Annotated in this window: 13 protein-coding genes; 7 read left to right on the top strand and 6 right to left on the bottom strand. The window is 57.4% G+C overall.

Features of this window, described 5'->3' with window-relative positions:
• Position 1: 1 nt before the first annotated feature.
• The gene (locus AC6IW9_RS11700; protein WP_497763922.1) at positions 2-484 is read right to left on the bottom strand and encodes a helix-turn-helix domain-containing protein; all 483 of its coding nucleotides are present in this window, start codon (positions 482-484) and stop codon (positions 2-4) included.
• Positions 485-859: 375 nt separating this feature from the next.
• Here AC6IW9_RS11700 and AC6IW9_RS11705 point away from each other — a divergent pair, with 375 nt between their 5' ends.
• Positions 860-1,270, top strand: a complete 411-nt coding sequence (locus AC6IW9_RS11705) for a hypothetical protein (protein ID WP_497763923.1) — start codon at positions 860-862, stop codon at positions 1,268-1,270.
• Positions 1,271-1,562: 292 nt separating this feature from the next.
• On the opposite strand, the gene AC6IW9_RS11710 is transcribed toward AC6IW9_RS11705, so the two are convergent.
• Complete coding sequence (locus AC6IW9_RS11710) at positions 1,563-2,456, bottom strand: LysR family transcriptional regulator (RefSeq protein WP_497763924.1); 894 nt, start codon at positions 2,454-2,456, stop codon at positions 1,563-1,565.
• A gap of 94 nt (positions 2,457-2,550) precedes the next feature.
• Between AC6IW9_RS11710 and AC6IW9_RS11715 the strand changes: the two genes are divergently transcribed.
• The 3 genes from AC6IW9_RS11715 (at position 2,551) to AC6IW9_RS11725 (ending at position 5,929) form a co-directional block, all read left to right on the top strand.
• Positions 2,551-3,228 carry a peroxiredoxin-like family protein gene (locus tag AC6IW9_RS11715; RefSeq protein ID WP_497763925.1) on the top strand — a complete coding sequence of 226 codons (678 nt, stop codon included), beginning with the start codon at positions 2,551-2,553 and terminating at the stop codon, positions 3,226-3,228.
• Between the two features lie 50 nt (positions 3,229-3,278).
• Positions 3,279-4,034: an SDR family NAD(P)-dependent oxidoreductase gene (locus tag AC6IW9_RS11720; protein WP_497763926.1), complete on the top strand. Its 756-nt coding sequence runs from the start codon at positions 3,279-3,281 to the stop codon at positions 4,032-4,034.
• A gap of 632 nt (positions 4,035-4,666) precedes the next feature.
• The gene (locus tag AC6IW9_RS11725) at positions 4,667-5,929 is read left to right on the top strand and encodes a tyrosine-type recombinase/integrase (RefSeq protein WP_497763927.1); all 1,263 of its coding nucleotides are present in this window, start codon (positions 4,667-4,669) and stop codon (positions 5,927-5,929) included.
• 243 nt (positions 5,930-6,172) lie between these two features.
• Here the strand turns inward: AC6IW9_RS11725 and AC6IW9_RS11730 are convergent, their stop codons facing one another.
• Genes AC6IW9_RS11730 through AC6IW9_RS11745 form a run of 4 tightly spaced genes read right to left on the bottom strand, consistent with a single transcriptional unit; the run spans position 6,173 to position 10,825 of the window.
• Complete coding sequence (locus AC6IW9_RS11730) at positions 6,173-7,282, bottom strand: SbmA/BacA-like family transporter (protein WP_497763928.1); 1,110 nt, start codon at positions 7,280-7,282, stop codon at positions 6,173-6,175.
• A 21-nt stretch (positions 7,283-7,303) separates the two neighbouring features.
• Positions 7,304-7,909 carry a glutathione S-transferase family protein gene (locus AC6IW9_RS11735; RefSeq protein ID WP_497763929.1) on the bottom strand — a complete coding sequence of 202 codons (606 nt, stop codon included), beginning with the start codon at positions 7,907-7,909 and terminating at the stop codon, positions 7,304-7,306.
• Positions 7,910-7,957: 48 nt separating this feature from the next.
• Positions 7,958-10,177, bottom strand: a complete 2,220-nt coding sequence (locus AC6IW9_RS11740; RefSeq protein WP_497763930.1) for a TonB-dependent receptor — start codon at positions 10,175-10,177, stop codon at positions 7,958-7,960.
• Positions 10,178-10,207: 30 nt separating this feature from the next.
• Positions 10,208-10,825, bottom strand: coding sequence for a glutathione S-transferase family protein (locus AC6IW9_RS11745; RefSeq protein WP_497763931.1), 618 nt, complete (start codon positions 10,823-10,825; stop codon positions 10,208-10,210).
• 704 nt (positions 10,826-11,529) lie between these two features.
• On the opposite strand from AC6IW9_RS11745, the gene AC6IW9_RS11750 reads away from it, so the two are divergent.
• The 3 genes from AC6IW9_RS11750 to AC6IW9_RS11760 are packed head-to-tail and all read left to right on the top strand — an operon-like array spanning position 11,530 to position 12,935.
• Positions 11,530-11,880, top strand: coding sequence for a helix-turn-helix domain-containing protein (locus AC6IW9_RS11750; protein WP_497763932.1), 351 nt, complete (start codon positions 11,530-11,532; stop codon positions 11,878-11,880).
• A complete protein-coding gene (locus tag AC6IW9_RS11755; protein WP_497763933.1) occupies positions 11,828-12,715 on the top strand; it encodes a HipA domain-containing protein in 888 nt (295 codons plus the stop codon). The genes AC6IW9_RS11750 and AC6IW9_RS11755 overlap by 53 nt, the downstream gene beginning before the upstream one ends.
• The gene (locus AC6IW9_RS11760) at positions 12,660-12,935 is read left to right on the top strand and encodes a HipA domain-containing protein (protein WP_497772505.1); all 276 of its coding nucleotides are present in this window, start codon (positions 12,660-12,662) and stop codon (positions 12,933-12,935) included. Before AC6IW9_RS11755 ends, AC6IW9_RS11760 begins: the two co-directional genes overlap by 56 nt.
• Positions 12,936-12,963: the final 28 nt, after the last annotated feature.

Here is a 12,963-nt window from a genome sequence, read left to right on the forward strand (position 1 = left end):
GCTATGGACCCGGCTTCTTTCGAGCAGCCCGCCTTTGCGCAGGCCGCTGGCCTTTTCGAGCTGGCTTTACGTCGTTTCGGGCCGGCGACATCGCGCTGGCGCCTTTCCCGGACGCGGAAGACGACGACTTCGCCTCCGCACTATCGTTCGAAGGCGTCAGAAGCTCGAGCGCCGGGATGCCGAGAGCAGCCGCGAGACGCTCGACGGCATCGACCGTCGCCGAATAAACGCAGCGTTCGAGCGAACTGATGTAGGTGCGATCCAGCTCCGCCCGATGTCCGAGCTCCTCCTGCGACAGGCCCTGAGCCCGCCGATATTTCCTCAGATTGCGCGCCAGCGTCTCTCGCATTTCCATGACGAGAGCCAGCCAGCTTGAAGAGTATATATCTACGGAGTATACTCTACAGATTGTTGCCTCTGGCCCGAGGATAGGGAAGCGGCAGCGCGGCAGAAGGGCCGAAGTTGTTCGACGGACGTCGAGCATCGACGCAAACCGACCGAAAGCGCGAACATGCGTGAGAAGCACCTGGGCGACGCGGTTTCATTGGCGAGGATACTGTTGAGCACACGCGAGCAGTTCGCTCGCGCGCTACGTGACGCTGCGATGGCGAGCATCAGAGCGAGATCGAAAGGCGCTCGTTCCGACCAGCCTGTCATTTCCCATAATTTCCTGGAGTCGCACATCGACGACGCTCTTTACCTGATCGGAAGAGACGGGCCCGACTCGCTCGAAAGCACAGTCCGATTTGCGGTCGACGAAATGATACGAGAGGTTTTGGAAAACGTCAGAATGCCCCGAGCGGACAATTAGTCGGCGGCCCCGCGAAACTCTGCCCGTCCAGCCGAGGGGCATCACGAAATGATCGCATTCGCGTTCCCGCTTCGTCGGTTGCGGCGTGCGGACGTGCGACCGCGCCGTAGCTGGGCCGACTACGCCATCGCCGTCGCCTCCGTACAGGAGCTGAAATTCCCGTCCGGCAGCACGATTGGCATCGGTCACATTTCAACGAATTTTGTTTTGGGAGCGATTGTCGTGGAAAGACGAATAACTCTTACTGATGTAGACCACCCTGGAGAGGCGCTCGAAGTCGCCATCATCGCCGCCGACGAGACGTCACTGACGCTGGCGGTGCCGAACACGTACGTGCAATTTCAATTATTCCGCCGTAGCCGCGGAGCTCCCTATAAAGGATCATTGGGTGGGCGAAGCTTTTGCTTCGTTCCGCTTGCTGTCGAGGCTAAAAGGACCGTCGGGAAAAGTAGAAAATAGAGAACCTTGATTGCCGTGCAATCAGTCGCGGCGGGCATCACAATCCTCAATCGATCGTGCTGATTGCAAGAAAAAAGGCCTCGGCGCCGCAAAGGCGATCAAGGGTTCGGCGAGACCACGCTCGCAGCCCGATGGTCGGCGAAGCTTCGAACCCTCAGCGAGATATGGCGATTGGTCGGATAGACCGTGAATCGCAAGATCCGGCCAATCTGTGTTCTTGGCTCACTGCCGCCGAAACGCTTCTTTGCCTCCTCGGTGGCGGGCGTGTAGAGCGAGAAGGCAAAGAGGCGTTTCACTTCCTGAGCGCAGCGATACTCGTGGCCAAAAACTCCGCCACCGCCTTCACCTTTGCCGATGGTTGAGGCCCCTGCGGAAACACGGCGTGCACGTCGACCGACGCCAGAGCATGATCGGGCAATAAGCGGACGAGCGCGCCGCTCTTCAACGCCGCCTCGGCGGCGACGTCAGAACTGAGCGCGACGCCGAGCCCTGCGATCGCCGACGCGATCACGCCCGGCCCCGAAAGCGTTTGCATGCGCCCACGCACCTCGACCGATGTCACAGCCGTGTTCCTCGTGAACACCCAGGCGTCTCGGCCAAATCCACCGGGACCGAGGATGGCGTCGTGTTCGGCCAGATCAGCGGCGCGCTTGGGCGCGCCACGCTTCTCGATGTAGCTCGGCGCAGCCACCACGTAACGCTGCATGACTTCGAGCTTCCGCGCGCCCATAGCGGAATCCGCGAGTTTGCCCGTGCGCACGGCGATGTCGACGCCGTCGGCGACGAGATCCTGGAAATGATCCGCGATGATGAGGTCGATGCGGAGATCGGGGTGCCTGTCCATCAGCGCGGGGAGCACCGGAATGATGCGCACCGTGCTGTAAAGCGTCGGCGCCGCGATCCGCACCGAGCCCTGCAGCGAGTCCACGCCGCGCGCGGCGTGCTCGGCTTCATCGAGATCGGCCAGAATGCGCCGTGCGCGTTCGAGGAAAATGCCGCCGGCGTCCGTGAGCATGACCTGCCGCGTCGTGCGCAACAGCAGCTTTACGCCGAGCCGATCCTCCAATTCGCTCACGATGCGCGAAACAGAGGGTTGAGACAGCGAAAGCTCCCGACCAGCGCGCGAGAAGCTGCCGCTCTCTGCCGCGCGCACGAAAACCTGAAGCTCCTGGACCCGGTCACTCATTTGCTATTCAAATAAGTCTTCTTCGACTTTGCTGTCTACTGCTCAAGCAGCGAATAGACAAATCTCCGGGCGTGACCAGCCGCTGGAGACGCCCATGGCCCTGCAAGACCGCCTCGACGCCCTGAAAGCCGACTTTGAAGCCGGCCGCTTTCCGCTCGTGCCTACCCCCGAACAACTCGCCGTCATGGCCCGTAGCAGCCAAGCCCTGATCGATGGCGGCCAGGCCCAACGCGCGCTCGAGGCCGGCGACCGCGCCCCCGACTTCACGCTGCATGATGGCGATGACCGCCGCGTCAGCTCCCGCGACCTGCTTGCGCGCGGCCCGCTCGTCGTCTCGTTCTATCGCGGCGTCTGGTGTCCCTACTGCAATCTCGAACTGCAGGCCCTGCAAGAGGCGCTGCCCGAGATCAGAGCGCGCGGCGCGGACCTCGTCGCCGTCTCCCCACAAATGCCGGCCAACAGCCGCAAGTCCCAGCGCGACAATAAGCTGGCCTTCCCGATCCTGAGCGACATCGGCAGCCAAGTCGCTGACACGTTCGGCGTCAAATTCGCGCTGAGCGACGAGTTGATCGCGCTCTACAAAAGCCTCGGCAACGACCTGCAGGGCTTCAACAACGATCGCGCCTGGGTGTTGCCGATGCCGGCGCGCTACGTGATCGGCCGCGATGGCGTGATCGCCTACGCCGAAATCAATCCCGACTACACGCGCCGTCCCGATCCCACCGAGCTCCTGCCGGTGCTCGACCGGCTGAACGCCCGCACGGCGGCGTAACGCCCGCACGTCTCGCCTTCCTCAACCCCTTCAAACCAAGGAGAAAGATCATGTCCCGTAAACTCGAAAACAAGATCGCCGTCGTGTTGGGCGGCAGCGCCGGCATCGGCTTCGCCGCCGCCAGGCAGTTCGTCGACGAAGGCGCTCATGTCTTCATCGTCGGCCGCCGCCAGGCGGAACTGGAGAAGGCCAAGGCCGAACTCGGACCGAACGCAACCGCCTTGCAGGCGGATGTCTCCAATCTCGCCGACATCGACCGTCTCTATACGCAGGTCGAAGCCCAGAAGGGGCGGATCGACGCGCTGGTGCTGAATGCCGGCTTCGTCGAAATCGTCACGCTGGCGGACGCCACGCCCGAGCATTTCGACAAGACCTTCGGGCTCAATGCGCGCGGCGTCTTCTTCAGCATGCAGCGCGCGCTGCCGCTGCTCGCCGATGGCGCCTCCGTCGTGATCATATCGTCGGGCGCGCATCTGAAGGGCATTCCCTTCTACACGACGTATTCGGCGACCAAAGCAGCACAGCGCTCGTTCGCGCGATCCTGGGCCGCCGAACTCGCGCCGCGCGGCATCCGCGTCAACACCCTGTCGCCGGGAGCGACCGACACCACGATCATCGACGGGCAGGTCGGCTTCGACAAGGAGAAGGCGGACTCTCTCCGGGCGAGTTTCGCCTCCGGCACGCCGCTCCAGCGCATCGGCCGGCCGGAAGAGATCGCCAAGGCCATTCTGTTCCTGGCCTCGAGCGACGCGAGCTACGTCACCGGCGCCGATCTCGTCGTCGACGGCGGCCTCACTCAGATTTGAAACCCCAGCGCCGCGTCGCCGCTCAGGCGGCGCGGCCTCCCCAGCCAGGCGGCGACTTCGACGGCCCGCGCGAGCCCGGGCGTGTCGCGCATCCGCTTCGCGGATCGGCGATCATGCTCAGCATGCGAATATAGGCCGCCCGCGCCACATGGACGAAGCCAGTGGCGTCATGCACAGGACGTTTTATGGCTTGGACAGAATTTACTCGTGAGGGGGCGAGCGCTGCATTGGCTACAGCTGCCGATCTGCCTGCCTGGGAACCCGCACTTGGCGACTTTCGTCCGAGCGCATAGATTTTGCTTGGAGTGGTGAGCGGTCCCGTGCTCTAAGCAGAAACGGCTCCCGAAGAGCCGTTTCTATCTACCTGAATTTACCTGAGATTTTTTGGAGCGGGCGAAGGGATTCGAACCCTCGACCCCAACCTTGGCAAGGTCAAGATGAAACTTCTCCAGGGTATCCGGCAGCGCGCATGAGTGCGATATCTATATGAAATAATGTCAATAATCTAGGCGTTTCGTTCTCCATCCTATCCGGCCATGCGCCAATTTGCCATTTCGCGTGCTTACAAGCTGCTTACAATTCGTCGTTGGCGTGCTAGTGTAAGCATGTCTCCAATTGACGATGAGCTGGCCGTGAGCAAATTGACGAAACGGGCGGTCGACGGCCTCATTCCGCCGCCAAAGGGGCAGGCGTTTCTATGGGATGGGGAGCTCCGCGGCTTTGGCGTGCGTGTGATCCCCTCCGGACTGAGAACTTTCATTCTTCAGTATCGAAACGGCGAAGGACGCAGCCGACGCATCGTCATAGGCCGCTACGGCGTGCTGACGGTCGAAAACGCTCGGGAGCAGGCGCGCATCAGATTGGGCCAAGTGGCCGCGGGCGCCGATCCGGCAGAGGAAAGCTCTGCCTCTCGCGGATCCATGACCGTCGACGAAGTCTGCGATTGGTATCTGCGTGAAGCGGAAGCCGGCCGTATACTGGGTAGGCGTCATCGGCCGATCAAGAAGTCGACGCTCGAAATGGACCGGAGCCGGATCGAGACGCATATCAAGCCGTTGATCGGCCGCCGGCAGATTCGTGCGCTCAAGCTCGCCGACGTTGAAGCCATGCAATCGGATATCGCCGCAGGCAAGACAGCCAAGGTGAGACGCGCCGGCCGTGGCGGAGCGACCACTGGGGGCCGTGGCGTCGCTGCACGGACAATCTCCACCCTACGAAGTCTATTGGCGCATGCGGCGCGGCTCGAAATAATCGCTCACAATCCGGCCGAGGGTGTTCGAAAGCTCGCCGGAAAGAAGAAAGAACGCAGGCTGAGTGTCGCTGAGATCAAGAAACTCGGCATGGCGATGCGATCGGCAGAGCAGAGCGGAGAGAATCCGGTCGGGCTTGCTGTCGTGCGTTTCCTGCTCCTGACGGGGTTTCGGATTTCGGAGGGGCAAGGCCTGATGAAAAGCTGGCTTCACGCTGATCTCGGCTACGTCCATTTTCCGGATACCAAGAGCGACGATCAAGTGCGGGCGATCGGACCCTCCGCAGCCAAGCTCGCAGCCGGCCAAAAAGGGAGCAGGGCTTCACCTTATGTTTTCCCGGCCGATGTCGGCGCCGGCCATTTCACGGCCGCGAAGGGGTGTCTGACCCGCCTATGCGCCTCGGCAAACATCGAAGGCGTCACGCCCCATACGCTGCGGCACACTTTCGGCAGCGTCGCAGGCGACCTCGGCTTTTCCGAACTGACGATCGCCGCGTTGCTCGGCCATGCAGCCAGAAGCGTTACTCAGGGTTACGTTCACATCGACGAGGCGCTCAAACTTGCCGCGACGCGGACCTGCGAAGAGATCGTCTCTTTGCTGAACGCTGGCTTGGAAGATACGACAAGCCAGAAGGATGCTGCATGACTCATGCTGCACCATAGACGCTTTGCTCCGATAGACCTCGGCCTGCGGGGGCGTGAACTTTCGTTCGCGCCTCGACTTCGAGGTGCGAACTTGAATATTTGCGGCCCAGACTCTGAAGACATCAATACCAGACCAATTGCCTTGATCTGTCAGCGGTCCTGCCCGACAACGATGTACTTCGGCGATGCACCATAGCGTATGTGAAATAGCCATTTGGGTAGGTCTTTCAGGCTCATGAATAGCTCAACATTTGGCTCGCTCATGCGTTGTTTTAACTTCGAGGGCCAGTACCAAGTCATGCAGACGGTCCACTGCGGCCTTCCAGTTCACGAACGTCGGATAGGAATTGATAAACCACGAGAGAGTGCCTTCGACTGCGACAAATGTCGCAGAGATTTGCATAACAGCACCTAGAGTAATAGAGTTCGAGAAGTATTGTGGAGCGGTCAGGATATACGCCACAATCGCTCCAAACTGGCCGTATGTGCTCGTGAATGAACCAAGTAAAGCTTGTCGAAGAATGAGCTGTTTCCAGTTGCTTGTGATAAGCATAAATTTACGATCGAGGAGTAGTAAGTTATGTTGTTCGTCATTGGTGTTCTCATTTACAAGAGCACCGTCGTAAACTCGCATCAACACCGATCGGAAATCCGCTTCACGCCCCTGCCTTGTTACGTTCAAAGAAATAAGCGTCCGCCCTATCAAGTGCGTTGAGAATGAGCCGACGACAGCGTATAAGACGGCAGCAAAAGCCATAAACGCAGGAATCGTAACAGATCCAATTGTTACGGAGGTCGACAGAGACAAGAGTAGGGAGCCGAATGTCAGTAATGTGAGTGTTGCATTGAACAAGCTGACCGCCAATTCTAATGTCAGCCCCGTTGCGCTATCAACGTCCTCGGACAGGCGCTGATCGGGGTTGTCGAGTTGACGAGAAATAGCGCGCAAGGCTTTGGTCTTGCCGTCGGAGACCCACTCTCGGTAGAGTTTTGCACTGAGCCAAGCGCGCCATTTGATATGAAGCAACCGGCGGAAGTAGGTGGAGATCGATGAAGAAAGACACCAAAATATAACTAGCAAGGAAAAGCGCGCCAGCTGTTCGGTGAATGCCACGATATTCCGATCCTGAAATGCGTTGAAGAATTTTTCTCTCCAGTCATTCAGCTGAAAATTCAAATAAAGCGTTGCGAAGGATAATACTCCTATGGAGAGCACGAGAACCCAGGCGTTTCGGCTTTCGTAGGACTGCCAGAATTGCGACAGCACGAAGGTTGGATTAGGGATTGCTCGAAACTTGGGGTGCGCCATCACCTCAGATTCCTTCTGCGCCGCCGCGGAACGATACTTGTTCAACGGCGGCGAGTTCTTCAACAGTCAGGCGACTTGGCGGAGCAACCCAGTGAGTCGCGAGGTCACGAAGGACCTACGAGTTTCCAGGTTGCGCGTCAGACGGTCGAGATTGGGAAACCGGCTCCGCCACGTGGAATCCGCTGATCGAAGTTCGAACCATGACAAGACGCACACGATCGCTATGTCTGCGAGCGAGAATTCGTTATTCACGAGATACTGGTTGTCGCCGAGATTTGCGGACATCCAATCGATGGAATCAACCGTGCGTTTTTTGAGGGTTTTTGCGTGCGATTCATCGAAGCTCGCGGAAATTTGAATATCCGCGAAACCGTCGGCGAGCGCTTCCCACGTGCGGATGGCGGCCCGTTCCTCGACACCGCGGCCGAGCAGCCGTGGAGTCGGATATTTCGCTTCGAGGTATTCGACGATCACATTGGAATCGAATAGCGAACGCGAATTCTCGAGAACCAGCACAGGCGTTTTGCCCAATGGCGTTGCAGCTTCCGGCGCAGCCAAAGCACGCCCGTCCTCGGCCAGGACTTGCTCGCAGGCGACGCCCTTTTCGACCATCGCAATCTTGACCTTTCGCGTCCACGGGGAACCGAGCGAGCCATAAAGCGTAAGCGTCATCTGTTGTCTCCTCTTTGAGTGTCAAAACTTTCGAAGACATAAGAGAGGCTATTCAAGATCGACTTGGAGAGATGCTTTGACCGTCAAAGGATCTCCGAGCTGATACATGTAAGCCCAGTATTTCCGGTCGAAGGCGTTTGAAATATTGATGCGACCGACAGCTCGTCGATCGAACAGCTTCGACTCGTATTTCACTCCCAGATCGACGGTCGCGTAGGGCTTGATCACCGAGACAGGGTCTATTGTATATTTTGCCGGGGTGACCACGATGTCTCCTGTGTAATAAATTCCTCCATTCAAGGTTAGTCCAGGAATCTGTGGCACGTCATATTCAACGAAAAGTCTTGCAGTTCTGTCGGGTATCCCTTGCGCTCTGCTGCCATCGTAAGAGGATCCTTTGTATACAGCTGAGTGTAGGAACATAAAGCCACCGAATATTTTCAGGTTGTCCGTGATCTTTCCGGCGACAGTCACCTCAAGCCCCTCGTTCTTTTGCTGCCCATCTTCTGTGGCGGTATATGTGAGCCCAGCGGGCTTCTTGTAAAAATTTGGCTGTCTCATTTGGAAGACTGCCGCTGTTGCTTCCAGGCTGGACCCGATTTCAGCTTTTACACCGACTTCGTATTGCGTGCTCACATAGGGAGATAGAAACTGGCCATAATTGGTGGCAGCTGGGTCGTTGATAAACGGGCCTGCCTGATAGGATTGGACATAGCTCGCATAAAGCATGAGGGGTTTTATCGGACGAACGTAAACGCCGACCTGCGGTGCCCATTTCTTGCCGCCGGCGAAACTGCCCGGGTTGGTCGGGCTCACCGTTTGATAGGAGTGTTGGTATACGGTCGGGCGAGCGATACCTGCCACAACTCCGACGGTGTCATCGAAGAGCTTGATGAAGTCACTAAAGAGTGTATTTGTAATGTAATAATGCGTAACGTTGAGGCCGGTCTGCCAATTTCGTGCAAAATAGGGTTCTGCACTGTAGAGCGGCGCATACAGCGAGGAAAAACGCGCGGGCACGCTGGAGAAGAAGTTGTTCGCCGGATCGTAAATGAAGTCTGAAAAGCTTTCGCCGACGCTCAAGCGATGTTCGCTGGGGCCGATTTGAAATTTTCGTGTCAACATCGAATCGACGCTGCCTATATTGTACGGTTGAGGCAGAGAAGATATCGGTGTATACTTTAGGCTTCCGTCCAAGCTGAGCGCAGAGCCTCCAGTGATCTCGTAGCTGTATGTCGTCTTGCTCGTTGCGCCGGTCGCGCGAAACTCCCAGTCCTTGTCTTTATATTCGACGCCGAGTTTTCCTATGAGATTTTCGCTCGTATAGTAGAACCAGGGCTGTCCGTAGTTTCTCGTCAGGCTAGGCGGCGAAGGTATCGTTCCCTGCAATGCGCTGAGGGTGATAATGGACTGAGGTCCGTCCAGCCGGCGATAGGCATGCGAGAAATCTCCCCAAAATTTGAGTTCGTTTATGGGCCTCCACTCGATCGACAAGCCCTCTACATTACGAGTAATTTTTTGATTTTCGATCGGAAAATTGCCATTCTCCGCTCCAATGTTAATCCGGACGCCAATCCGATCTTCCGGACCGAACCGCCGATTGAAGTCGATCGCCTGTCCGAATGCGGATTTGCTCGTGTAGCCCAGAGTCAGCCGGGTGAAGGGGCTGTCCAGTGGCTTTTTCGTTACAAAATTAACGACGCCGCCAGGACTTACGAATCCGTAGAGGAAGCCGTCGAGACCTTTATAGAGGTCTACCCGTTCCAGCAGCTCCGGAGGGGTCGGCCCATTGTAGCGAAACACGGCGCCATCCTGCCGATATCCCCAGTTGAAATCGACCGGCCATCCACGAATATATATGGCGTCTGTCTGCGAGTTGTTTGTCGTATAGGCGCTGATAGCGGCGTCATTGCGCGTGATCTCGTACAGGCCTTTGGCCTGTTGATCCTGGATGATCGTTTGAGAGATCGAATTTAGCGAGAACGGAATATCTTTGGCAGGAAGGGCCCCAAGCGGTCCAAAGCTCTGATTGGGAACATACATCCCGCCGCTGGCCTGAGAAGCGGTTCCGAGGTCCGCGGAGCCGGCTCGCGCCGGCCCGTCGGCATCCGACGCAGTCTCCTCTTTCAGCCGGTCTGCTTCGACTTGAACGTCTGGAACGGGAGTGGCCGATCCGGATTGCGCTCGAGCGACGTTCCCATCGATCGCAACCATGAAAACGAGCCCGCTCAATAGCGCTGTTCCGTATGAGACATCGCGTCCAGTCATTGGGTTTCCCTCTTTGGTTCCTATCTGATCTCAGGATGCAGGAGCTCCACTCGTACGCCAGCCGGGATCTGTGGCGCGGAAGGAAGCCCGTTCGGAAAGGTGTTTCGTGAACCGATCCAGATTCGGATACCATTTCCGCCATTTATATTCTGGATTTCGAGCCTCTATCCAAAGAAGAACGCAGCATACAGCTACATCTGCCAATGAGAAGACATTGCCATATATATATGTTTTGCCATTCAAACCTGATGAAATCGAGAGGAGAGTATTGGATGCGAGGCTATGAAAGCGGGAGGCGATCTTAACGTTTGTTCTCGGCGCCACAATGATGTCCGCCAAGCCATCGGCAAGGGCCTCCCAGCGGCGCACGACTGCGCGCGCTAACGGTGTTCGAGGAACCATTTCAGGCTCCGGCCACACATTTTCTATGTAATCCGTTATGACAGACGAGTCATAAAGAGGCTCTCCGCAGTCTGTCACAAGCACCGGCGTCTTAGAGAGCGGGTTTACTTCCTTTGGCAAAGGACGCCCCGCTTGACCCTCGCTATCATACTGGGATTCGATAGTTTCGAAGTGAATACATTTTTCTAATAGGACGATAGTTACTTTTCTCGTCCAAGGCGAGTGGTTTAACCCATATAGAGTCATGGATACAGCCTCTTAACCCAACAGTCAAAACCGTTAGGTGTCTGCTACACAGTACGTAATGACTTTATGGACGCTATCTAGAGAGTCAAGGGACAAAATGAACAAAATGTTATGTAATATAATATACAAAAATGTTATCTAACAAACAAAAGCTTTTATTTTAAGCAGATATATGTGAATTCAGCCTACTAACAAGGCATTTGTGAAAGGCTATGTGATACGATCTGAACAAATTGTTTATCGTCAGTCCGCGCAATCTCAAGGCTCTTGGGACATCGAGCGCGAGGTCGGGCATATCTCGAGGAGAGATCTCTCGATCGTCAGCTAGACAATATGCCGATTTGTTGGGCACATACGAAAAAGTACTTGGACATGTAAGTGACTTATATGGAAACGATGGAAAGTTTTCGTGGGGCCGATGTGCGCCTGCCCCGACGAGATTTTCGCGCTTGCGTGTCCGGCCCAATCGCGCCAGCAGCGAAGGCGTCACCGCGAACGGTAACGCTCACGACTCGCAGGTCTGAGGTGAGACGACCCGCCCTCCTGGCTCTTTTATTATTATTGCGCCTTCGCACGGCAGCGGCCTTTATGTGTCATTTCCAATAATTACTGATTATTAGAATTGGCGCATATGAGAGAGTTATGTGTCACTTCCAATATTGACGAATTATCGGGACTGACGCATGGTCCGGCCAGGAAACAAGATGTCCGACCTTGCCCGCACCCCGAACCAGCTCGGCGCCATTATCCGTCGCAACCGCAAGCGGCTCGGCCTGAGCCAGAGCGAGCTGGGCGATCGGGCGGGCCTGCGACAGGAGACGATCTCGCTGATCGAAACCGGCAATCCGGCAACCCGATTGGACACCATGCTGGCCGTGCTGGCCGCGCTCGATCTGGAGTTTCAGATCGCGGCGCGCAGTCGCAAGCGCGATATCGAGGGCCTGATCGGATATGGCCAGAACCCGCCGACACCCGCCCCTGCGGGTCTATCAGAACAACCGGTTGGTCGGACATCTGCTCAAGGAGCCGAGCGGCGCTATCGAGTTCCGCTATGACGAGGATTGGCTGAGCCGAGAAACGGCCTTCCCCGTTTCGCTCTCGTTGCCGTTGCGCGAAGACGCGTGGCGCGGTGAGCGGGTCATAGCCGTGTTCGAGAACCTATTGCCCGACACAGACGCCCTACGAAAGCGCGTGGCCGACAGGGTGGGCGCCGCAGGGTACGACGCCTATAGCCTGCTGGCGGCAATCGGCAGAGATTGCATCGGCGCATTGCAGTTCATCGCCGGTGACGCCGAGGCGCCGGACGACAGCACAGCGATTTTGGGGGAGCCGGTCGACGAGGCGGCCATCGAAAAACTGCTCGAGAACTTGGCCCAAGCCCCGCTCGGACTTTCCCGTGACGACGATTTCAGAATCTCCGTGGCCGGCGCTCAGGAAAAAACCGCCTTGCTTCAGGTCGACGGCCAATGGTTCAAGCCGCACGGCGCGACACCGACCACCCATATTTTCAAGACGCAAATCGGAGAGCTGCCCAACGGCATCGACCTCTCGAACAGCGTCGAGAACGAGTTTTATTGCCTGCGGCTGCTCGAGCTTCTCGGCCTGCCGGTCAATCATGCGCAGATCATGACGTTTGGTCGGATCAAGGCGCTGGTCGTGGAACGGTTCGACAGGGCGTGGAGCAATGGCCGCTTGATCCGCCTTCCCCAAGAAGACTGCTGCCAAGCGCTGTCGGTCCCGCCCGCTCGCAAATATCAGAGCGACGGCGGCCCCGGCATGCTGGATAGCAGACCTGCTCAAGGGCAGCGACACGCCAGCGGACGACCACAGCACACTGTTCCAGGCGCAGCTGCTCTTCTGGCTGATCGGAGCAACAGACGGGCACGCTAAGAATTTCAGCATATTCCTGCATCCAGGTGGCGGCTATGCCCTCACACCGCTGTATGACGTGATGACCGCCCAGCCGAGTCTCGAAGCGCGCCAAATCGAACGTAAGCAGATGAAGCTCGCCATGTCGGTCGGGGATAACAGGCACTACCGCATCGATGAAATCACGCCACGGCACTTTTTCCAGACGGGCGAAAAGGCGGGCCTGTCAAAATCTCTGTAAGCGCCGTTGCGACCCCATTGATTCTTCG

The organism is Methylosinus sp. shoA (genome assembly GCF_059718125.1).